Here is a 20539-nt window from a genome sequence, read left to right as displayed (position 1 = left end):
AGTGAGGATAGCCTGCGTTTGGGATAATCATTGCCCGGCTGCTGCTCATTTAGCAGAACAACCAATCTGCCGCCATCAGCGTAATGTATGCTGATGGCGGGGGCTATGAATTGAGCAACCTATAATGACCGGAGCTATGACCTCCGGGGCCGGGGAAAGAAATTAGGCTGTGGTATGGTTAGCGAGTCTGTTTAATCTGACTTTCCAGCTGATCAATTTTCTTTTGCATCCGGATCATATGCAATGTCATCTCTTCCATTTTTTCCAGCAGCTTTCTGTTTATCTCACCCAGATCCTGACCGTTTTCGGCAACATCTTTAGCCGAAGGCATATCTGGTAGATGTTTATGCTCTTTTATAAACTTTTCGGTTTCGTAAAGCGGCATTATAGTGTAGTTGTCGGCAAACACATAATCCGGCCAGGGATTAGCCTGGGTTACTTTTACCCTTCTGGCGGCAATTGTGCCTTCCACAGCCAATTTGTTGCTTTTGGGATCAGCGGTACCTATACCTACGTTGCCTCCGCCAACGGCCATGATTATATTACCCGGAGAATTGGCATTTAGATACAATCTTTTATCAGAGCCGGATGGATTAGATTCCAGCACCAGATAACCCTCGCTGCTACCACGAATCCTTCCGGCAGTAATCCCACCAAATGTAGTCCATTCATTATAGGCATTGCCAAGGATAGCTGCTATTCTGGTATTTGAGGTAAGAGTATCTGCAGCAGTCGCTATTACATGCAACGGAGCCTGCGGGGCAGTAAGATTAATGCCAACCCGTCCGGTATTTTTCCAGGTGCCGTTACCAGGAAATAATACAGTACCTGCATATTTATTCAGATAGTTAATTTCTGTTTTTTGCGTAGCAGTGGCCAAAATAGCCTCATCAATAACGTTCCATCCCTGATAACTCGAGGGAATATCCAGGGGAAGCCCCTTGGCAAACGCTCTGATGGAAAAACGTTGATAGTAATCTTTACTATCAAGAAAAATAATTATTTTACCAGCCTCATTTGCCAGGTATATACGCGGTGTATAAGCCCCAAAGGAAGAAACTCGGGTATTCTGAAATACACCGGCATACACATAAAAATTAATGATTAGCCCAATAGGTTCGGCAGTTACATAATTATAGCCTTCCAAAATGATCGTAGGCATTTCTACTCCGTTACTGAAAGGCAGATTAGTCCTGATTTTTGTTCCGTTTATAGGTGCGGCACTTCTGGCAAAGGTCATTACCGTATCACAAAAAACCTGCGCCTTTGCGCTGCCAAGCAGGCAAACCAGGGAAACCAGGGAAAACAACAAAATAATTCTTTTCATATAGGGATTTAATTTAAACGGGTAAAACTATTGATTAACAATTCAGGGCTGACAAAATAAGGGATTTTTATAAATTTAAATGGTTATTTCACAGCCGTTTACACTCCTTTGCACCTATTCAAGAAACACTCGTTTTTATATTCTCAGGATTGAGAAATGGAAAAGTGATTGTTACGTGTTAACTTTGCGCTTCTTTTCGGTTCCGGACCAGGGAGCCTATGTTATTAATTTCTAATGTTTTCCATTCATGCAAAAGCAAATTAAATCAGCGCTGATCTCCGTTTTCTATAAAGATAACCTGGAGAACATTGTTAAAAAATTAGGTGAACAAGGTGTTACCATCTATTCCACCGGCGGTACCCAAAAATTTATTGAGGACCTGGGTGTGAAATGTGTAGCTGTTGAAGACCTGACTGCTTACCCTTCTATTTTGGGTGGACGTGTTAAAACCCTGCATCCTAAAGTGTTTGGTGGTATTCTGGCCCGCCGCGATAATCCACAGGATCTGGAACAACTGAAGGAATACCAGATTCCGGAAATAGACCTGGTAATTGTTGACCTGTATCCATTTGAGGAAACAGTGAAAAGTACCACGGTAGAACAAACCATCATCGAAAAAATTGATATTGGCGGAGTATCACTGATCCGTGCAGCCGGCAAAAACTACAAAGATGTGGTGATTGTTGCTTCTAAAGATCAATACGCTGACCTCGAAAAAGTACTGACCGATAACAACGGCGCTACTACCATTGAAGATCGCAGAACCTTTGCTGCTAAAGCATTTGAAGTTTGCGCCCACTATGATGTGGCGATCTCCCAATATTTCCTGAACAATGAGCCTGGCGTAAACTTCCAGCTCTCTATTCCGGAAGGACAAGTGAACCGTTATGGTGAAAACCCACATCAGCGCGGCGTTTTCTATGGTAACCTCAACGAAATCTTCAACAAATTACATGGCAAGGAATTATCCTTCAACAACCTGGTGGATGTAGACGGCGCGTGCCAGCTGATCCAGGAATTTGAAGCCACCACCTTCGCTGTGATCAAGCATACCAACGTTTGCGGTATTGCTTCCCGCTCTACGCTGAAAGAAGCCTGGGACGCAGCACTGGCAGGCGATAAGGAAAGCGCTTTTGGCGGCGTACTGGTAACCAACAAGGTAATCGACAAAGCCACTGCTGAATCCATCAGCGAAATTTTCTTTGAAATCCTGATCGCTCCGGGCTTTGACGCCGATGCACTTACTGTATTACAGGCCAAAAAGAACCGCATCCTCCTGGAACAGAAACATCCGGTAAAGAGCAAATACATGTTTAAAAATGTATTGAACGGCGTTTTACTGCAGGACAGCGATAATGGTAACTACAAAGAATGGAATGAAGTAGGAGCCCGCCCGGCCACGCCGGCTGAAAAATCTGATCTGGAATTTGCCAACATCGTTTGCAAACACCTGAAATCAAATGCTATCGCATTAGTAAAGGATCAGCAGCTGATTGGTAAAGGTTGTGGTCAGACTTCCCGCATCGATGCACTGCGCCACGCTATTGAGAAGGCCGGCCAGTTTAGCTTCGATCTGAAAGGCGCAGCAATGGCTTCTGACGCATTCTTCCCCTTCAACGATTGTGTAAGCATTGCACACGAACATGGCATTACCGCGGTGATCCAGCCCGGTGGCTCTATGAGGGATAATGACTCCATCGAATTCTGTAAAGAACATGATATGGCAATGGTAATGACCGGTATGCGTCACTTCAGACACTAACAGTAATTATGAGAATTTATAAGAGAAAGCACCGGAATTTCCCGGTGCTTTCTTATTTTCATCTTATAATATTCAAATAATAATAATAGTATTGTTGACTTGATAAATCAATATCATCCTAAAAGCTAAGACCACAAGCGAATAGCAGCTGCAAATGTCTTTTATCCAACAAAATATCATGCAGGATGCAGATGATACCTGGTTGATCGGGGAGTTTAAAACCACCGGCAAACTGGATTTTCTTGCAGCCCTTTACCAGCGTTATATGAACCTGGTATATGGCGTATGCCTGAGATATTTTGATGAAGAAGCCAGCAAAGATGCAGTAATGCAGATCTTTGAAGAGTTAATTATAAAACTGAAGCAACATGAAGTCCAGAATTTTAAAAGCTGGCTGCATGTACTTGCCCGCAATCATTGCTTAATGAAGCTGCGGGCGATGAAAAATAAGGAATCCCGCCAGGTGTCTATTGATGATCACCCTATTGTGGAAAACGGGGAAAACGGGCATCATGAAAACGGCGTATCACTGGAAGATAACCTGCAGAGCATGGAAAAATGCCTGGAAACCTTGCCGGAAGAACAAAAACGCAGCGTAGACCTGTTTTACCTGAAGGAAAAGAGCTACCGGGAAGTGAGCGTTATCACCGGATACGAAATGAATAAGGTGAAAAGCTACATCCAGAACGGAAAGCGAAACCTGAAAATATGTATGGAACAACAAGATGACTGACAAGCGGCCACATATTAAACCGGAAGAACTCGCCGGACTCATCCGCCAATACCTGGCGGGAGAGCTGGACGATAAAGCCATGCATGCCCTGGAACGTCAGGCCCTGGACGACCCGTTCCTGGCTGATGCGCTGGAAGGCTATGCCTTGCACCCGCCGGCACAAACCACTCACCAGGAAGACCTTGCCGCCAGATTGTCTGAAAGAATTGCCTCCAGAGGCAGCATCCGCCCTATGTTTTATCGCATAGCTGCTGCGGCAGCCATTTTGCTGCTGATGTTTTCTGCAGGCTGGTTCCTGTGGGAGCAGCAACAGAAAACACCCATTGCCAGCGTAAATACATCCAATTCTGCGAAGGAAGCAGCACCCGCATTCTCCGAACATGGAGACACCGCACCGTCGCCGGCAAATGCCGATCATCTTGCCCAAAAAATTACTCCTCCAACACCCGCTAAACCTGTAACTGTCGAAAAGCAAATGGCAAAACAGGAGCCGGCAACTGAAGCAGCGGATAAAATAGTACCCTACGCCAAAAACCAGGCGGCAGATAAAACAGTTCCTTCCGTCAGCAGAAGAGTACCCGATATGGATAGTAGCATTCCCGCTGCTGCACCGGTCATACAGGCTGAGCGCACCGAACACCATCGGAATTTTGCAGCCCCGCCTGCAGCAAATAAAGAGAAACAGATAATGATAAGGGGGCAAAATAACAACACACTGGGTAAACCGGACAGCCAGCATAATGCCTTAAGTGAAGTAGTAGTGATAGGTTACGGTATACAAAAGAAACAAAATGTCACAGGTTCAGTAAGTGAAAGCGCAATTTCCGATTCCGGCACCGGGGCACTATTACAGGGAAAAGTGGCAGGGGTAGAGGCGTCATCCGACGATACTGATAGCAATGCTTACCGGGTGCCCGCTCCTGTAACCGGGGAAACCGCCTTTCAAAATTATCTTAAAACTAAAACCGTTAATCCGGATAATCAATACCACGGTACGGTACGTGTATCCTTTACCGTTATGCCGGATGGTAGTCTGCAGGACTTTAAAATTATCCGTCACCTGAATGATGCGTGTGATGCAGAAGCCATCCGGGTGATTAAAGAAGGCCCGGCATGGATACCCGCTTCAGATGGAAAGCCCGCTAAAGCAAAAGTCAGGGTAAAATTTAATGTGCAAAAAGATAAGTAGCTATTTCCGCTCTTTCCATTGCTGGTTAAAGGATTTGGAGGCGAATACAGGTAGTTCGCGGTTATCTCCCCAGCTTTTGGCAAAGAATCTTCGCAGCAGGAAATTTTTCATTTTGCCACTGGCCATGTTCATCATTTTGCGGCTGCTACAGCCTTGTTTCCACATAAACCAGGCAAATTTCTCTCCCCCGGAAGTATAGTTTTCCTCTACTGCTTTCTGACGGTTATGCAGCAACAGTTCATGCAGGTTAATGCGTACCGGGCATACCTCCGTACAGTTACCACACAACGAAGAGGCAAAGCTCAGGTGCATGTAAGAGTCCATCCCTTTCAGATGAGGAGTAATTACAGCGCCGATAGGACCGCTGTAGGTGGCGGCATATGAGTGGCCGCCAATGTTTTTATAAACGGGGCAGGCATTGAGGCAGGAGCCGCAACGGATGCAGTATAAGCTTTCACGTGCAGTAGTGTCCTGCAGAATGTTGGTGCGGCCGTTGTCCATCAGGATCACATACATTTCTTCCGGGCCGTCTATTTCTCCTTCCTGCCGGGGACCGCTGAAAATGCTGTTGTAAGCGGTGATCTGCTGACCGGTACCATAGGTAGCCAGCAAAGGCCAGAACAGGCCGAGGTCTGTAATAGAAGGGAGTACTTTTTCAATACCCACCAATACGATATGAGTTTTGGGAAATGCCGTGGTTAAACGTGCATTGCCTTCATTTTCTGTAACAGCTATGGAGCCGGTATCAGCTATGATGAAGTTGGCGCCGGTGATGCCGATTTCCGCCTGGAGATATTTGTGACGGAGCTTTTCGCGGGCAACCAGGGTTAATTGCTCTGGTGTAAGCCCTGGATCAGTACCAAGTTTTTCCGCAAACAAGCGGGCCACATCTTCTTTGCTTTTGTGCATGGCCGGGGTAACGATGTGGTATGGCGGTTCTCCGTCGAGTTGTTGTATATATTCCCCGAGGTCAGTTTCAACACACTCGATGCCATTACTTTCCATAAAGGCGTTCAGGTGTACTTCCTCGGTTGCCATCGACTTACTTTTTACAATGCTTTTGCATTGTTTGGCCTGGCAAATGGCCAGTATTTCCTGTTGTACCTGTTCTGCGGTTTCGGCCCAGATGACCTTGCCGCCGCGACGGGTAAAGTTTTGTTCAAATTCTTCCAGGTGATTATCCAGGTGCTCAATAGCTCTCCACTTGATGTTCTTGGCTCTTTCCCTTGCGCCGGGTAAATCCGTAAACTGTTGTTTACCGGCTTTTACAGCGGTATTGTATTTACCTATATTGAAGTTGATCGTCTGCCGGTGGCCGAGATCAGACGCTTTCTTTTCACTTTCTTCCAGAAAAGTAGATGCTGTTTGATGCATAAGCAAGCAATATTCCTAATTAAAGATAGTTAAATCCGAAAATGATTTACCCGTGTTCTTTTCTTGCGATGTTATCCAGCACCTCATAAAATTCCGTGCCGTATTTTCTGATCAAAGCATCTTTAAGGAAACGATACACTGGCACCTGAAGGGTTTTACCGTTCTTGCAGGCGGGTTTACAAACCTCCCAACGGTCATAATTTACCGCTTCAAATGTTTCGTACTTTTTAATACGGATAGGGTAGAGATGACAGGAAATAGGTTTTTTGAAATCAACCACCCCATCATTGTATGCTTTCTCGATGCCGCAACCTACTACTCCGTGGTCGTCTATAGTGGCGTATGCACAAATGCCTTTGTTTACAATGGGGGTAACATATCCATACTCATCGTCGGTGGTATTGGTACCGGTTTGCTCAATTTCTTTGATACCATCTTCCCGGAGGTAAGATTTAATCTTCGGATAAATTTTCTTCAGGGTTTTAACTTCTGTTTTATCCAGTGGAGCGCCACAATCGCCCGCTACGCAACACGCGCCTTTACAGGCCGACAGATTGCACACGAATTGCTCCTCAATTACTTCGTCACTTATGTATTTATCGTCAATGATAATCATCGGGAATGGTCTTTTGCCTGAAATAGTAGACAGACAATCTTAGTTAAGACCACAAAGTTACAGCATTCAGGGCTTATCTCCAGCGCAGGGTTTCCACCATATGCCACATATCCTGTTCCAGGAACCGGTAAACGGGTGCGAGGGAGTCTGCGTTGGGTGTAACATCAAAATAGAGGGCGCCGCGGAGGAAGTGTTTTACCGAATCGGTGGCAAAGAACTGCTTCGAGGAGGCGGCATTACCACCCACTTCATAGAAGGTACCGCTTACGTTGTTTGCCGTATGGATCTTGTTTTCGTCAATATATTCTGCCTTATAGGTATGCTTGTAGGTCATTTTAAAGGCGTCGTCCACCAGTTTGCGGAAGCTGTTGTTACCGGGACCGATGATCTTGTAGCTCATATAAATTTTCCCGTTCAGGGAGGGGAAGTCTATATTGATCCAGTAAGGGTTTTCGGGTGCTGCGCCAAAAAAGGAGGTGTCTTTAATGATATTGGCATACGCCGGGTATTCAAATGTGTAAGGATATCCGGGCATATCGAAGGTGCGGTATTTTCTCTCCGGAAATTTTACCTGGAAATAGCCTCTGGGCTTCGGTGTGGGTACGTTTTCACAGGCGGCAAATATACACATCAGCCCGATGATCAGGGCGAGGGCCTTTCCTTTAATCGCTGGCATTTTACGCTTATTTAACAGGCAGTTACACTTTTTCAGCGGCGTCCGGCCTGATGGTTACCTGTACTTTCTGGATCCTCATTTTATTGACTTCCAGTACAGTGAAATCGAAGTTATTGTAGTTAATAACGCTGTTTTCTTCAGGAAATTTTCCGGCCAGTTCCAGTATAAGACCACCGAGGGAGTCACTTTCGCCCTTTACGGGTTCAAATGTTTCAGGAGAGATGTTCATGATGCGGCAAACGTCGTTCAGCATGGTTTTGCCTTCAAATACGTAGGTGAAGTTATCTACTTTGTTGTAGTTAAATTCTTCTTCATCAAATTCGTCCTTGATATCGCCGATCACTTCTTCCATGATATCTTCCAGGGTTACAATGCCGGAGGTACCACCAAATTCGTCCACTACTACGGCAAAGTGCATCCGTCTGCTCTGGAATTCAGAGAGCAGGTCTTCGATCAGTTTATGGCCATGCACAAAGAAAGGCTGGCGCATTACTTCGTGCCAGTCAAAGGTGTTGCCTTTGTCGAGGTGGGGCAGCAGGTCTTTGGTATGGATAACACCCACGATATTGTCCAGGTTGTCCTTATAAACAGGTAAACGGGAATAGTGCAGTTCGGCTACGCTTTTCACAATATCGCTGAAAGTGCTGTCGTATTCCACGCCATTTACGTCCAAACGGCCGCGCATGATCTGTTTTACGGTGATATTGCCAAATTTAAGGATGCCTTTAAGGATATTTTTTTCTTCCTGGGAGGCGGTGGCGTCCACGCTCATTTCGATGGCTTCATCGATTTCATGGTAATTTACCGGGCCGCTGCCGCGGTGAAAGAAGCGGTCTTCGATGCTGGTGCTGAGGCCAACAAAAAAATCGCTGATGGGTTCCATCGTGGCATGGATGCCGCTTACGAACCAGGCGAAATAGGTGGCAAAACGGATATTGTTTTGAGCGGCCCATACCCGGGGGAGTATCTGGCCGAAGAACAGTAAAATGAGGCAGATCGCGGAAATCCTTACCAGGAGGGATACTACCGGCAGTGTTTGCAGGTCTTCCATCTGGGTAATGAGGTAATTGGTGATCATGATAAATGCGATCATGAGCAATACACCTGCAATTTGTAAGGAAGCGAGCAGTGATTTTGGCTTTTCCAGCAGCCTGGTGATCAGTTTACCGGAGGCGTTCTGGCGTGTTTTAAGCACATTCAGATCCTTGTGATTAAGGGAAAAGAAGGCTACTTCCGCACCGGAAACAATAAAGGTTAGCAGCAGCAGAATAAAGATAACAAGCAGAAATACCACCACGTTAGGGGCACCAATTGGTGCGCTGGCTTGTAAAAAATAGGATATGTAGCTTGCCGGAAGGATGCCCAAGATGTTCAACTTTGATGTAATTAATCAAAAAATAGGGGAAAGTAATTCATGGAATTGCTTTCCCTGCACGCAAATATAAGTAATGTCCCTATATGGGATTACGTACATCCAAAACTTAATATTTTTTGCAACTAAAAAGGCAGATCGTCTGCTGGTTCGTTCAGAGAAGGGGGGATTTCCAGTCCCGGAAAGCTTTCTCCACTGCCTGAACCTGTACTGCTATGGTGAGGTATGGGGTGATCTTGGTTGTTGAGGTCCATGCGTTTATCCAGCATAACCAGGTTATCTCCTACAACTTCGGTGGCAAATTTCTTGTTGCCCTCTTTGTCTTCCCAGCTGCGGGTGCGCAAGCGGCCTTCAATGTAAACAAGACTACCCTTGTGCAGGTATTTCTGCGCCAGTTCGGCCAGCCCCCGCCATAGCACCACCGTATGCCACTCTGTTTGTGAAATGAGCTTGCCGGCTCTGTCTTTGAATGTTTCAGTGGTAGCCAGTGAAAATTTAGCTACTGCAATATTCCCTTCCAGAAACTGTACATCCGGATCTCTGCCCAAATTGCCTATCAGGATTACTTTATTAACACCTCTCATAGTTGTAGGTTTTTTTAGTCTATTGTTAAAAAGTTCTTCTTTTAATAAATAAACAACCTTCTTAAAGTTAATATTTTTTTCCAATCGATAGGGAAAAATTTCTTACTGGCAGCAGGTTAAGCCGGATTTCGTTATCGGGTACTATTCATGAAGTGGCTTAGTACTTAATGTATATTTTTATTCTCTATGCGTGTTCATTAGAATAATTGCAGGTGATTACTTTCCAGAAAAGTTGTAATGGTCTTTGGAAATGCGTAGTTATTCAGGCTGTTGCGGGGTACCAGGGTATACCCCGGGATAGCCGGCGCCTTCTTCACGGTGATGCTGATAAACTGGCTGTGAATGGTTTGATGGGTGAGCTGTTGTTTAAACGGAGCCGACACCCCGTCAATTTCAAAAGGCGTTTTCCCCAGGATGGGGTCAAAAGCTCCTGACGATTGCAGCGCAGTTATGTCTGAAGGGGCTGCTGTTTCGATAAGAACAAACTCATGCAGGTTCTGCCAGATATCGCTGTCTGTTCTCTTACGGATATATATATTTTCCTTATAATGAACAAGGAGATAATTGAAATATCTTTTTTTGATAAGGAGTTTTTTTGTTTTTACCGGGAGATGTGGAACGAGTTGTTCGTGCAGGGCCACGCATTTTTTGCGGAGCACACATTCCCCGCAGAGGGGTTGCTGAGGCTTACATACCACTGCGCCAAAGTCCATGATACTCTGGTTGTATTCGGCAGAGAGCCCCTGTGGCAGGAGTTCCTGGGCGAGCGTATCAAACTGCTTTTTTCCGGCAGTGCTGTCGATAGGCGTTTCGATGCCAAAATAGCGGGAGAGGACCCTGAAAACGTTACCATCGAGCACGGCGTAGGGAAGATTGAAGGCAAAGGAGGCGATGGCGGCGGCGGTATAAGGACCTATTCCTTTGAGCGCTTTGATCTGTTCATACTGGTCGGGGAAATTACCTTGATAGGTAGCCGTAATTTCCCGCGCGGCTGCCAGCATATTTTTACAGCGGGCATAATACCCTAATCCCTGCCATAAACGGAACACTTCTTCATCGGGTGCGGCGGCCAGTTTTTTAACGGAGGGATAGTGCTGAATAAATCTTTCATAGTACGGCCAGCCTTGCTCCACGCGGGTTTGCTGGAGAATGATTTCAGACAGCCAGACCCGGTAGGGATTTTTTTCACCCTTCCAGGGCATGTTGCGGGTGTTCGTTTCCCGGTTCCATTCCAGTAATTCTTCGGTAAAAAATTGTCGGGGGGATATCATTTATATATTATTTTAATAAAATTATTTAGTATATTGATATGGCAAATGCTGTACAAAAACCCTATAAGGTACAACGGATACCCATTTCCGGGCCTGCAAATAAATATAATTTATCGCCAATACCAGTTATAAGAAAAAATGATAAAATTTATTTACTTAAAATTCAGCAATTAGAATTTTTAAATTAACTTTGAGAGTAAAGTAATCCTCTCGCTTTCATATGAGAAAAGCTGATTTAATTAACAACATTGCTGAAAAAACCGGCATCCCCAAAGTTGATGTGTTAGTCACACTTGAGGCCATGTTTAAAGAGGTGAAAGAAGCTCTTGCTAACGGAGAACACATTTATATCCGTGGGTTTGGAAGTTTTATCACAAAAAAACGGGCCGCCAAGATTGGGCGTAACATCAAGAAGAACGTAGCTGTGGAGATCCCCGAGCACTTTATTCCGGCATTTAAACCTTCGAAAGAATTTGTTGCTGAAGTAAAGAAGCTCAAAAGTTCTTAATTTTGCAGCCTAATAATTTAGGCGATGCAAAAATCACAAGTTCTTCTGGTGGGTGCTGCGGTAGCACTATTGGTGATATTATTCGCCTTTGGCCGTACTGTGCCCCGGTCGGAAAAGAAACCTATGTCATCTGCCGCCCCTATGCAGGGTGGACAGGATGTAGCACCTATTGCCTTCTCTGAACTGCTGGAAACAGCTAAAGGGAAAATTCCTGCTGAAAAACTTTTACAGGTAAATACTATTGAAACAAATGTTGTCCGCGGGGATGTGAAAACCCAACAGATAGCCGCGTACCATCAATTGTACAACACCTGGGACAGCCTCAACCAGCTGCCCGTAGCCGCATATTATCTTGGCGAAGCCGCTAAGTTGGAAAATTCCGAAAAAAGCCTCACCTTTGCAGCCAATTTATTTTTGGCCCATTTGCAACATGCAGAAGATCCGCGTGTAGCAAAATGGGAAGCCCAGCAGGCAATTACTTTGTTTGATCAGGCAATACAATTGAATCCGGCAAATGATACGCTGAAAATATCACAGGCTATGGTGTACATGAACACTGGTGAACCTATGACCGGCGTAGCCAAGCTGAGAGAAGTCGTTGCAGCACACCCTGATAATATCGACGCACAGGTTACTTTAGCTAACCTTGCTATTACATCAGGGCAGTACGATAAAGCTATCGAAAGACTGGAAGGCGTTGCGAAGAACCACCCGGATAATGCAAAAGTGTTATTTGTACTGGCAGAATCGTACAGGAGCAAGGGAGATAAGAAGAAAGCGATTGAACTGTTTGAAAAAAGCAAACAACTCATGACCGATCCGGAACTGAAGAAGGAAGTAGATAGTTACATTAAAAGTATTCAATAATATTATTTTTCAATCATTTAAAAAAGTATCAGCGTATGCCTTGCGGTAAGAAAAGAAAAAGACATAAAATTGCCACTCACAAGCGTAAAAAAAGACTGAGAAAGAACCGGCATAAAAGTAAGAAGAAATAATTACTCCAGTTTCCCGCCATTTATACTAACAAGGTATGCTCCCGGCGCGGCGGTCGGATAAAAATTTTCATATATCCTGCATGATTCTAGCATTTACTTCTTAAATTGCTATAGTCATGCAGGTTGTTTCCATAGATCCCGCAATTGAATTCTCCGGACATTACCTGCAGTGATCGCTGAACCCTTAAGCAATCCATTCATCACGAACGTGAAGAAATACGCTAACTTTATAGGTGAGCTATTGTTTTGGTATGCAGTAAGCTGTTCTTAAATAGCCGTGTGCATAGCATAAAGGTGAAGTTTTAAAGGTTAAAATTTTGGACGCTTGAATAAGGAACTTATTATAAATGCGGCTCCCACAGGGGTGGAAATTGCGTTACTGGAAGATAAGAAGCTAGTGGAGTTACATCACGAAAGTGGCAATCCTAACTTCTCAGTAGGCGATTTGTACCTGGGTAAGGTGAAAAAGCTGATACCCGGCTTAAATGCTGCATTTGTCGACGTAGGCTTTGAAAAAGATGCCTTTTTACATTACACGGATCTCAGCCCCTATATCCGCTCCATTCTTAAATTTACTTCAATGGCCATCAGCGATAAAACGCCCGATGGATTTGATTTTACCAAATTTAAAAATGAACCGGAAATAGTCAAGACCGGTAAAATTACGGATGTACTGGGCGGAAAACCCAATATCCTCGTACAAATTCTGAAAGAACCCATTTCTTCTAAAGGCCCACGCCTTAGCTGCGAAATTTCTTTACCCGGAAGATTTATAGTGTTAACACCCTTTAATGATATTGTTGCGGTTTCTAAAAAAATCCACTCCTCCGAAGAAAGAAAAAGATTGCAGAAAATCGTGGAAGCCATCAAAACGCCCAACTTTGGCGTTATTGTACGCACCGCCGCTGAAGGAAAGAAAACTGCAGAATTACACGAAGATCTGACTACACTCGTTCAAACCTGGAAAAATATCCAGGCAAATCTCAGTGGAGGCGTAGCCCCGCAAAAGATCCTGAGCGAGCAAACCAAAACTGCCAGCATCCTCCGTGATCTGCTCAATGAGAGCTTTAACCGCATCGTTGTAAACGATAAAAATATCTACACTGACACCAAAACGTACATCCAGAAGATTGCGCCGGAAAAGTCTGATATCGTTAACTATTACAACAACGGTTCCCCTATCTTCGACAACTTCGGGATTACCCGGCAGGTGAAAGCCTCCTTCGGTAAAACCGTGAATCTCGACAGCGGGGTATACCTCATCATCGAAGCCACAGAAGCACTGCACGTGGTAGACGTGAACAGCGGATACAAAAGCTCCAGCAACAACCAGGAACAAAATGCCCTCGCATCCAACCTGGAAGCCGCTGCTGAAATTGCCCGGCAACTAAGACTGCGTGATCTGGGCGGTATCATTATCATTGACTTCATTGATATGAAACTGCCGGAAAACAAGAAAGCTATCTTTGAAGCTATGGAGAAATTCATGGCCCAGGACAGAGCTAAACACACCATCCTGCCTATCTCGAAGTTTGGACTCATGCAAATTACCCGCCAACGGGTAAAACCTGAGATCACCATCTCCGTGGCAGAAGATTGTCCTACCTGCAGAGGAACCGGCAAAATCGGTGCATCCATGCTGATCCTCGAAGACATTGAAAAGAACCTGCAATACCTGCTCAATCACCAACACAAAGGTCTTACCATCCGCGTTCACCCTATATTGCATGCCTTCCTTACCAAAGGATTCCTGGCATCCAAACAATGGAAATGGTACTTCCAATATAAGAAATGGATAAAACTCAAAGCAGACTCCAATTACCATCTTACTGAATATCGCTTCTTTGACGCTAACGACGAAGAAATTAAATTATAAAAGAAAGGTCCTGGTTTAATCAGGACCTTTCTTTTTAATATCTGTAATCATCACGGGCCGGACTAAAACTGTCGATGATCTTACAATCCTCCAGCGCCCGTCCGCCATGCGGCGTATCCGGCGGAATTACCAGCGTATCATGCTGCTTCAGCGTATACTTCCGGCCATCAAGGCTCATCTCAAAAGTACCTTCGGCTATATAAGTGATCTGCTCATGCGGATGCTGATGTACCGGCGATTCAAATCCCGCCTTGATCTCCCAGAAAGCCAATGTACTCTTACTGCCATGCACAAACCGGCCATAATGCCCGGCAATCGTATTTTTTACAGGAATAGTATCCAAAGGAACAGGTTTGTTCATTTTTTTGATCTTTTAGAGATTAAATATAACTTATTTCAACAACGGTCTGAAGCGATAAGTATATATATTTCATACATTTACCGCCATAATATCCTTCTAATCCCAACAGTTTGATTGTCATGTTTGTTTTAAATATATAATTTAACATCCATTACGCTTATGACTATACGTTTTTACTCCTCACTGGCCTTACTGACACTGATTATTCTTGCTGCCTGTCAGCAGCAGGGCGGCTCCCGGAAAAAAACAAAAGCTAGAGATACTACTCACTATACCAAACAGGAGTATATTGAACAAACTATCGACAGCAACTACGTAAATAATTTCCTGCAGTCACATACCTCGTACGACGCCTATGACGAATATATCCGCAACTTTTACCGTAAACGCGATTACCATTTTGCCTGGATCAATAAAGATGGTCTTACTGAACAGGCAGGTAACTTCATCAACATGATGAAGAATGACGCGGCCTATGGTATTAAAGACAGCAGCCTGATGAACCCTGATCTGCAGCGGCTCACAGATACCCTGCTGGTGAGCGATGTGGGCCTGAAACCCGGCGATACCGCTATTCCACGCATTGAAATGCTGCTTACTGCACAATTCTTTGCCTATGGAAATAAAGTATGGGGCGGACTTACCGCTGATTCTGCCAAAGACCTGGAATGGTTTATCCCCCGCAAGAAAGTAGATATGGAGAGCCTGCTGGACTCTATGGTGAATAAAAAGAATAATGCTTTTGAAGATGATGAACCGGTGAACAGGCACTATATCATGCTGCGTCAGCAATTGAAAAAACTGGCGCAGATTGAATCTTCCACCAAATGGGATTCCATCCGAACCACCCGAAAGAGTTTCAAAAAAGGAGATTCTTCTGAAGTAATTGCGGCAGTGAAAACCAGGCTGGAAGCCTATGGCGACCTGAAAGGAACAGATACCAGCCGCCAGTTTACAGTAGCACTGGATTCCGCGCTGCGTAATTTCCAGCTGAGGATGGGACTGAAAGAAGATGGCCTCATTACCAAAGGCGTACTGGATGCACTGAATACGCCCGTACAGGATCGTATTCAAAAGATCCTGCTCAATATGGAACGTTTACGCTGGGTGCCTTTAGAGCCTACTACGGATTATATCCTCGTAAATATCCCGCAGTTTAAAATGCATGTATATGATAAAGGAAAATTATCATGGAGCTGTAATGTAGTAGTGGGTAAGCCGGGCGCGAGCACGGTTATTTTCACAAAAGACCTGCGTTATGTAGTGTTCAGTCCTTACTGGAATGTACCTCCGGGCATCCTGGGCGGCGAAGTGCTGCCGGGTCTTAAACGTAGCGGCAGCAGGTATCTTGCCCGTCAGAATATGGAGATAGTGGGCGCCAGCGGTAAAGTTATTTCCCCAGGCGCTATCAATTTTGCGAGATATTCGGGAGCGAATTTTCCATACATCGTAAGGCAGAAACCTGGTGGTAAAAACTCACTTGGCAAAGTGAAGTTCCTGTTCCCTAACGAGTATAATATTTACCTCCACGATACGCCTGCGCGTTACCTCTTTGGAGAAAACAAGCGCTCCTTCAGCCACGGCTGTATCAGGATTGCGGAGCCCAAACATCTCGCGGAATGGCTGCTGCGTGGCGATTCTTCCTGGACAGAAAAGAAAATTGATGACGCCATGAATGGCGGTAAAGAAAAGTATGTGACAATAAAAGATAAAGTACCCGTTTTCATTGTGTACTTCACCGCCTTTGTAGATAGCGAAGGTCGGCTGAATTTCAGGGATGACGTGTATGGCCATGATAAGAAACTGGCGGCCTCTTTATTCGGTAAATAATATGAAATACAGCGGAGGGAAGGGCTTTCCCCTCCGCTGTATTGCTGTAAAGTTAAGCCCCTACTGCGATTACAGAAATTTCTACGTTCACACCTTTAGGTAACCCTGAAACCTCTACAGTTTCCCTGGCCGGGAAGTCGCTGGTGAAATAACTGCCATATACTTCGTTCACCTGCGGGAAAGTTTTCATATCTGTTATAAAAATAGTGGTTTTTACGATGTGCTCAAACCCCAGCCCGGCAGCAGTAAGAACGGCCTGTAAATTCTTCATTGCCTGGTGGGTTTCATCCACGATACCGGATTTGATCAATTCGCCGGAAACCGGGTCCAGGGCTATCTGGCCGGATACATACAGGGTATTACCTGCTTTCACAGATTGGTTATAAGGCCCTATAGGAGCGGGCGCATTGTTGGTGTTAATGATTTGCTTTTCCATGAAAACGAAAGTAAATAATAATTGAGAACGTACCAATGTATGCGAAGCAGATGCACTATAATTAATGATTCTTTATTAGGTTTGCCGAAATTTAACGCATGAATATCCTGGTAATAGCAGATGCGCAGCGCTTTGATGAATTGCAGGAGAAGGGAATGGCGAAGCATCATGATGTACAATGGAAAACAAGCCTGGAAGAGGTCTTATCTCTCAAAGCATTTGACCTGGTACTGGATCTTATTTTCGACGACCGGCCGGATCATGCGATGGTGTATGCCAAAAATCCGGGAATCCCGGTGCTGGCAGGAATAGTGAAAACGTCTTTGACGGAAATCATTGGCCAGTACGCGTTCGAGCAGGGATTCAATATCATGGGCTGTAACTTTTTGACCGGGCTGGTGAATATGCCGTTACTGGAAGTAACGGTGCTGGATGAAGGACAAAAGGAAACACTGGATACGCTCATGTATAAGTTGGGTTGGGAATACCTGCTGGTGGCGGATGCTGTGGGGCTGGTAACGCCGCGGGTGATATGCATGATCATTAACGAGGCTTTTCTTACAGCACAGGAAGGCACTGCAACACCGGAGGATATTGATACTTCCATGCGTTTGGGCACTAACTATCCTTACGGACCCTTCGAATGGAGCGAACGGATAGGCATAAAGCAGGTGTATGAAGTATTAAAGGCGGTACATGATGCTACCGGCGACGATCGGTACCAGGTAGCGGCCTCATTACAAACCGCCTACGAAGCGATTTAATTTTTTACATGGCACTTATACTGAATATAGATACCGCAACAACAATGGGCTCTGTGAGCCTTTCCCGCGATGGGCAGGTGATTCAAACGCTGGTGAACGAAAAGCAGCAGGACCACGCAGCCACTATGATTGTGTTTGTTCAGCAGATATTAAAAGAGCAGGGTATTGTTCCTGCACAGCTGGACGCGGTAGCAGTAAGTGCCGGACCGGGTTCTTATACCGGGCTACGTGTAGGCGTGGCTACTGCAAAAGGATTATGTTATGCCTGGAGTAAGCCGCTGCTGGCCATTTCCACGCTTCAGATGATGGCGCAGGGTTTAATCTCCGAAGTAAAAAATGAACAGGCGTTATATTGTCCTATGCTGGATGCCCGCAGGCAGGAAGTGTTTATGGGCTTGTATGATGCCCGATTACAGGAGATCATGCCGCCACAGGCAATGATCCTGGAGCCAGGTTCTCTTGATGAACAGTTGGCAGCGCACCAGATCTACTTTTTCGGGGATGGCAGCCCCAAATGGCAGCTGATGGTATCTTCGCATAAAAATGCTATTTTCGCGGAATATGTGATAAGTGCAGCACATATGGCGCCTCTGTCGGCACAGGCTTATGAAAAAAAGCTATTCGTTGACCTGGCTTATTTCAGTCCATTCTACCTCAAGCCCTTTTATTCTCCCCCAAAGCCCTGACATATATCTTAGTTTTGTCATGGAATAGTCAAATTACATCTAATTTGCAAGTATCCGGGGCATATATATGATAAATTAAGGTATGGAAATTTTTTTTATTGTGATAGATATTATATTTTTGTATAAATCGATTACCGCAGTTGTTGTCTAACTGTTTGCGAGTACTGTCCGTTGATCCCTTTCATTTCATCATTTTTTTAAAACTATTATGCGATGGAAAAAACATTATTAACTACCTCTTCTAATACTCTTATTATTTCTAGAGGTACCAATGAAAAAGACCAGATCAAATTGGATTACATTGCCGTAAAGAAAGCTGCTATGGTTTTACGCGCTATCAACCATAAGCTGCGCCAGCAGATGATTAAGCTGCTGGAAGATCACAAGAAAATGACCGTGACGGAGATTTACGTGAAATTGCGTCTGGAACAATCGGTAGCATCGCAACATCTCGCCATATTAAGGCGTGCTGGCATTGTAATTACAGAAAGAGATGGTAAGTTTATTCACTACACCATCAACAAGCAACGTATTGCTGAAGTGGCGAAGTTTGTGGAAGAACTTGTTGGTTAAAAGCATTGATCCGTGTATCACTACGGGAAAGTATTATATAAAAAAGTAGCCATACGGCTACTTTTTTATTTTGGTATAGATTTTATCCATAAGTGTACAGCTTCAGAAGTTGTAAATTTGTAAAAATCAAAAACCATGTACGTAAAACAATTGTACACCAGCTGTTTGTCGGAAGCGGCATACTTCATAGAATCCAACGGGGTCGCAGTAGTGATTGACCCGCTGCGTGATATCGAAGTATACCTGGATCTGGCAAGAGAACGCAACGCTACCATTAAATACATTTTTGAAACTCATTTTCACGCTGATTTTGTTTCGGGACACCTGGAACTGGCAGAAGCTACCGGCGCAAAAATCGTATATGGCCCGGACGCAGAAACCAGCTTCGACTCATACATAGCAAAAGATAATGAAGTATTCGGGATCGGTGCAGTAACCCTTCAAGTGCTGCATACACCCGGGCATACCCTGGAATCCTCCTGCTACCTCCTGTCGGACGAACAGCAACAGCCATACGCTGTATTTACCGGAGACACTTTATTCGTTGGAGATGTAGGCCGCCCCGATCTTTTCAGCGGCAACCTCACTAAAGAAGAACTGGCCGGATACCTGTTCGATTCGCTCAACAACCGGATTAAAACATTACCAGACGCTGTAATCGTATACCCCGCACATGGCCCCGGCTCCGCCTGTGGCAAAAACCTGGGACCAAATACCCACAGTACCATCGGTGAGGAAAAAGCCACTAACTACGCATTACTGGCTACAGATAAAGATAAATTTATAGAAGAAGTGACCAGCGGCCTGACTACACCGCCATCTTACTTCCCTATCAACGCAAAAATAAACAAGGAAGGATACGATGCGTTGAAAGCGGTAATGGAAAAGGCTATGCAGCCACTTTCCCCTGCTGAATTCAAGGCAAAAGGTAAAGCAGGAGCACTGATCCTCGATACACGTCCGGCTACTGAATTTGGCGAGGGATATGTACCCGGCGCTATCAGCATAGGTTTGGAAGGACGCTTTGCGGAATGGGCCGGCAGCCTTTTACCGTTTGACCAGGACATTATCCTGGTTACCCCCATCGGTAAAGAAGAAGAAACCGTGGTAAGAATGGCCCGCGTAGGTTTTGATAACGTTGTCGGCTATCTGAATGGAGGCTATCCTGCATGGGAAGCTGCCGGCGAAGCAAAAGATATGATCATCACCGTGGAAGCAGATGAACTGGCAATGGACATTCCGCATGATCCCAACCTGGTGATCATCGACGTTCGTAAGCCTATTGAATTTGCTGATGGCCACATCAAAAATGCGCTCAACATTACGCTCGGTGATATGATGGACCCGGGAAAATTAGCAGACCTGGAAGATAACCACAACCTGTATGTACATTGCCAGGGTGGTTACCGCAGCATCATTGCCTGCTCTATCATGAAAAGAGAAGGGATCCACAATTTGCGTAATATAGATGGTGGCTTCGCCAAAATGAAGGACCAGAAAGGATTACAGGTAGTTCAGGAGAAAACGGTACTGAACTAATTTCCGCTATATTTTTAAACGGGAGCGATCAAAAGAAGCCAGATCTTCTTTTGATCGCTCCCGT

General features: G+C 45.0%; 20 protein-coding genes. 11 read left to right on the top strand and 9 right to left on the bottom strand.

Annotated elements, in window-relative coordinates:
• Positions 1-178: 178 nt before the first annotated feature.
• Complete coding sequence (locus ACMXI2_RS27170) at positions 179-1309, bottom strand: hypothetical protein (RefSeq protein ID WP_483779045.1); 1131 nt, start codon at positions 1307-1309, stop codon at positions 179-181.
• Between the two features lie 265 nt (positions 1310-1574).
• On the opposite strand from ACMXI2_RS27170, the gene purH reads away from it, so the two are divergent.
• The 3 genes from purH (at position 1575) to ACMXI2_RS27155 (ending at position 5011) form a co-directional block, all read left to right on the top strand.
• Positions 1575-3089 (top strand): bifunctional phosphoribosylaminoimidazolecarboxamide formyltransferase/IMP cyclohydrolase, encoded by a 1515-nt coding sequence (gene purH, locus ACMXI2_RS27165; RefSeq protein WP_483779044.1) that lies wholly within the window; start codon positions 1575-1577, stop codon positions 3087-3089.
• A gap of 154 nt (positions 3090-3243) precedes the next feature.
• Entirely contained in the window at positions 3244-3822 is a 579-nt protein-coding gene (locus ACMXI2_RS27160; protein ID WP_483779043.1) for an RNA polymerase sigma factor, read from the top strand.
• The gene (locus ACMXI2_RS27155; protein ID WP_483779042.1) at positions 3815-5011 is read left to right on the top strand and encodes an energy transducer TonB; all 1197 of its coding nucleotides are present in this window, start codon (positions 3815-3817) and stop codon (positions 5009-5011) included. The genes ACMXI2_RS27160 and ACMXI2_RS27155 overlap by 8 nt, the downstream gene beginning before the upstream one ends.
• Here the strand turns inward: ACMXI2_RS27155 and ACMXI2_RS27150 are convergent, their stop codons facing one another.
• From ACMXI2_RS27150 to mutY, 6 genes are all read right to left on the bottom strand, one after another.
• Positions 5012-6385 carry a LutB/LldF family L-lactate oxidation iron-sulfur protein gene (locus ACMXI2_RS27150; protein WP_483779041.1) on the bottom strand — a complete coding sequence of 458 codons (1374 nt, stop codon included), beginning with the start codon at positions 6383-6385 and terminating at the stop codon, positions 5012-5014.
• Positions 6386-6431: 46 nt separating this feature from the next.
• Complete coding sequence (locus ACMXI2_RS27145; RefSeq protein WP_483779040.1) at positions 6432-7001, bottom strand: DUF3109 family protein; 570 nt, start codon at positions 6999-7001, stop codon at positions 6432-6434.
• 73 nt (positions 7002-7074) lie between these two features.
• Positions 7075-7677: a gliding motility lipoprotein GldD gene (gene gldD / locus ACMXI2_RS27140; RefSeq protein ID WP_483779039.1), complete on the bottom strand. Its 603-nt coding sequence runs from the start codon at positions 7675-7677 to the stop codon at positions 7075-7077.
• Between the two features lie 22 nt (positions 7678-7699).
• Positions 7700-9052, bottom strand: coding sequence for a gliding motility-associated protein GldE (gldE, locus tag ACMXI2_RS27135; RefSeq protein ID WP_483779038.1), 1353 nt, complete (start codon positions 9050-9052; stop codon positions 7700-7702).
• A gap of 122 nt (positions 9053-9174) precedes the next feature.
• Positions 9175-9633: a single-stranded DNA-binding protein gene (locus ACMXI2_RS27130; RefSeq protein WP_079471287.1), complete on the bottom strand. Its 459-nt coding sequence runs from the start codon at positions 9631-9633 to the stop codon at positions 9175-9177.
• A 197-nt stretch (positions 9634-9830) separates the two neighbouring features.
• Positions 9831-10904 carry an A/G-specific adenine glycosylase gene (mutY, locus tag ACMXI2_RS27125; RefSeq protein WP_483779037.1) on the bottom strand — a complete coding sequence of 358 codons (1074 nt, stop codon included), beginning with the start codon at positions 10902-10904 and terminating at the stop codon, positions 9831-9833.
• Between the two features lie 220 nt (positions 10905-11124).
• On the opposite strand from mutY, the gene ACMXI2_RS27120 reads away from it, so the two are divergent.
• The 3 genes from ACMXI2_RS27120 to ACMXI2_RS27110 all read left to right on the top strand — a co-directional run bounded on the left by ACMXI2_RS27120 (position 11125) and on the right by ACMXI2_RS27110 (position 14286).
• Positions 11125-11412 carry an HU family DNA-binding protein gene (locus tag ACMXI2_RS27120; protein ID WP_073084475.1) on the top strand — a complete coding sequence of 96 codons (288 nt, stop codon included), beginning with the start codon at positions 11125-11127 and terminating at the stop codon, positions 11410-11412.
• Between the two features lie 24 nt (positions 11413-11436).
• A complete protein-coding gene (locus ACMXI2_RS27115) occupies positions 11437-12279 on the top strand; it encodes a tetratricopeptide repeat protein (RefSeq protein WP_079471284.1) in 843 nt (280 codons plus the stop codon).
• A 456-nt stretch (positions 12280-12735) separates the two neighbouring features.
• Entirely contained in the window at positions 12736-14286 is a 1551-nt protein-coding gene (locus tag ACMXI2_RS27110; protein WP_079471283.1) for an Rne/Rng family ribonuclease, read from the top strand.
• A gap of 34 nt (positions 14287-14320) precedes the next feature.
• Here the strand turns inward: ACMXI2_RS27110 and ACMXI2_RS27105 are convergent, their stop codons facing one another.
• On the bottom strand, positions 14321-14647 hold the full coding sequence (locus ACMXI2_RS27105; RefSeq protein WP_483779036.1) for a cupin domain-containing protein: 327 nt from the start codon (positions 14645-14647) through the stop codon (positions 14321-14323).
• Between the two features lie 159 nt (positions 14648-14806).
• Here ACMXI2_RS27105 and ACMXI2_RS27100 point away from each other — a divergent pair, with 159 nt between their 5' ends.
• Positions 14807-16477, top strand: a complete 1671-nt coding sequence (locus tag ACMXI2_RS27100) for a L,D-transpeptidase family protein (RefSeq protein WP_483779035.1) — start codon at positions 14807-14809, stop codon at positions 16475-16477.
• A gap of 52 nt (positions 16478-16529) precedes the next feature.
• Here the strand turns inward: ACMXI2_RS27100 and ACMXI2_RS27095 are convergent, their stop codons facing one another.
• A complete protein-coding gene (locus tag ACMXI2_RS27095) occupies positions 16530-16913 on the bottom strand; it encodes a RidA family protein (protein ID WP_483779034.1) in 384 nt (127 codons plus the stop codon).
• A 98-nt stretch (positions 16914-17011) separates the two neighbouring features.
• Here ACMXI2_RS27095 and ACMXI2_RS27090 point away from each other — a divergent pair, with 98 nt between their 5' ends.
• From ACMXI2_RS27090 to ACMXI2_RS27075, 4 genes are all read left to right on the top strand, one after another.
• On the top strand, positions 17012-17677 hold the full coding sequence (locus ACMXI2_RS27090; protein ID WP_483779033.1) for a 3-hydroxyacyl-CoA dehydrogenase family protein: 666 nt from the start codon (positions 17012-17014) through the stop codon (positions 17675-17677).
• An 8-nt stretch (positions 17678-17685) separates the two neighbouring features.
• Complete coding sequence (gene tsaB, locus ACMXI2_RS27085; RefSeq protein WP_483779032.1) at positions 17686-18363, top strand: tRNA (adenosine(37)-N6)-threonylcarbamoyltransferase complex dimerization subunit type 1 TsaB; 678 nt, start codon at positions 17686-17688, stop codon at positions 18361-18363.
• Positions 18364-18576: 213 nt separating this feature from the next.
• Positions 18577-18936 (top strand): ArsR/SmtB family transcription factor, encoded by a 360-nt coding sequence (locus ACMXI2_RS27080; protein WP_012788619.1) that lies wholly within the window; start codon positions 18577-18579, stop codon positions 18934-18936.
• A gap of 135 nt (positions 18937-19071) precedes the next feature.
• A complete protein-coding gene (locus ACMXI2_RS27075) occupies positions 19072-20475 on the top strand; it encodes an MBL fold metallo-hydrolase (RefSeq protein WP_483779031.1) in 1404 nt (467 codons plus the stop codon).
• The last annotated feature ends 64 nt before the right edge of the window (positions 20476-20539 follow it).

It is taken from the genome of Chitinophaga sp. G7 BAM 1005, from assembly GCF_057126945.1.
Note: the sequence above shows the minus strand (reverse complement) of the source record. Positions and strands in the feature narration are given on the sequence as shown.

Bases quoted from the DNA above. Each gene is read 5' to 3' on its own strand.
- ACMXI2_RS27095 (WP_483779034.1), bottom strand. From the start codon at position 16,913: ATGGAAAAGCAAATCATTAACACCAACAATGCGCCCGCTCCTATAGGG.
- ACMXI2_RS27115 (WP_079471284.1), top strand. From the start codon at position 11,437: ATGCAAAAATCACAAGTTCTTCTGGTGGGTGCTGCGGTAGCACTATTG.
- ACMXI2_RS27090 (WP_483779033.1), top strand. From the start codon at position 17,012: ATGAATATCCTGGTAATAGCAGATGCGCAGCGCTTTGATGAATTGCAG.
- ACMXI2_RS27160 (WP_483779043.1), top strand. From the start codon at position 3,244: ATGTCTTTTATCCAACAAAATATCATGCAGGATGCAGATGATACCTGG.
- ACMXI2_RS27120 (WP_073084475.1), top strand. From the start codon at position 11,125: ATGAGAAAAGCTGATTTAATTAACAACATTGCTGAAAAAACCGGCATC.
- ACMXI2_RS27105 (WP_483779036.1), bottom strand. From the start codon at position 14,647: ATGAACAAACCTGTTCCTTTGGATACTATTCCTGTAAAAAATACGATT.
- tsaB (WP_483779032.1), top strand. From the start codon at position 17,686: ATGGCACTTATACTGAATATAGATACCGCAACAACAATGGGCTCTGTG.
- ACMXI2_RS27080 (WP_012788619.1), top strand. From the start codon at position 18,577: ATGGAAAAAACATTATTAACTACCTCTTCTAATACTCTTATTATTTCT.
- ACMXI2_RS27145 (WP_483779040.1), bottom strand. From the start codon at position 7,001: ATGATTATCATTGACGATAAATACATAAGTGACGAAGTAATTGAGGAG.
- gldD (WP_483779039.1), bottom strand. From the start codon at position 7,677: ATGCCAGCGATTAAAGGAAAGGCCCTCGCCCTGATCATCGGGCTGATG.
- ACMXI2_RS27150 (WP_483779041.1), bottom strand. From the start codon at position 6,385: ATGCATCAAACAGCATCTACTTTTCTGGAAGAAAGTGAAAAGAAAGCG.
- mutY (WP_483779037.1), bottom strand. From the start codon at position 10,904: ATGATATCCCCCCGACAATTTTTTACCGAAGAATTACTGGAATGGAAC.
- ACMXI2_RS27075 (WP_483779031.1), top strand. From the start codon at position 19,072: ATGTACGTAAAACAATTGTACACCAGCTGTTTGTCGGAAGCGGCATAC.
- purH (WP_483779044.1), top strand. From the start codon at position 1,575: ATGCAAAAGCAAATTAAATCAGCGCTGATCTCCGTTTTCTATAAAGAT.
- ACMXI2_RS27130 (WP_079471287.1), bottom strand. From the start codon at position 9,633: ATGAGAGGTGTTAATAAAGTAATCCTGATAGGCAATTTGGGCAGAGAT.
- ACMXI2_RS27100 (WP_483779035.1), top strand. From the start codon at position 14,807: ATGACTATACGTTTTTACTCCTCACTGGCCTTACTGACACTGATTATT.
- ACMXI2_RS27155 (WP_483779042.1), top strand. From the start codon at position 3,815: ATGACTGACAAGCGGCCACATATTAAACCGGAAGAACTCGCCGGACTC.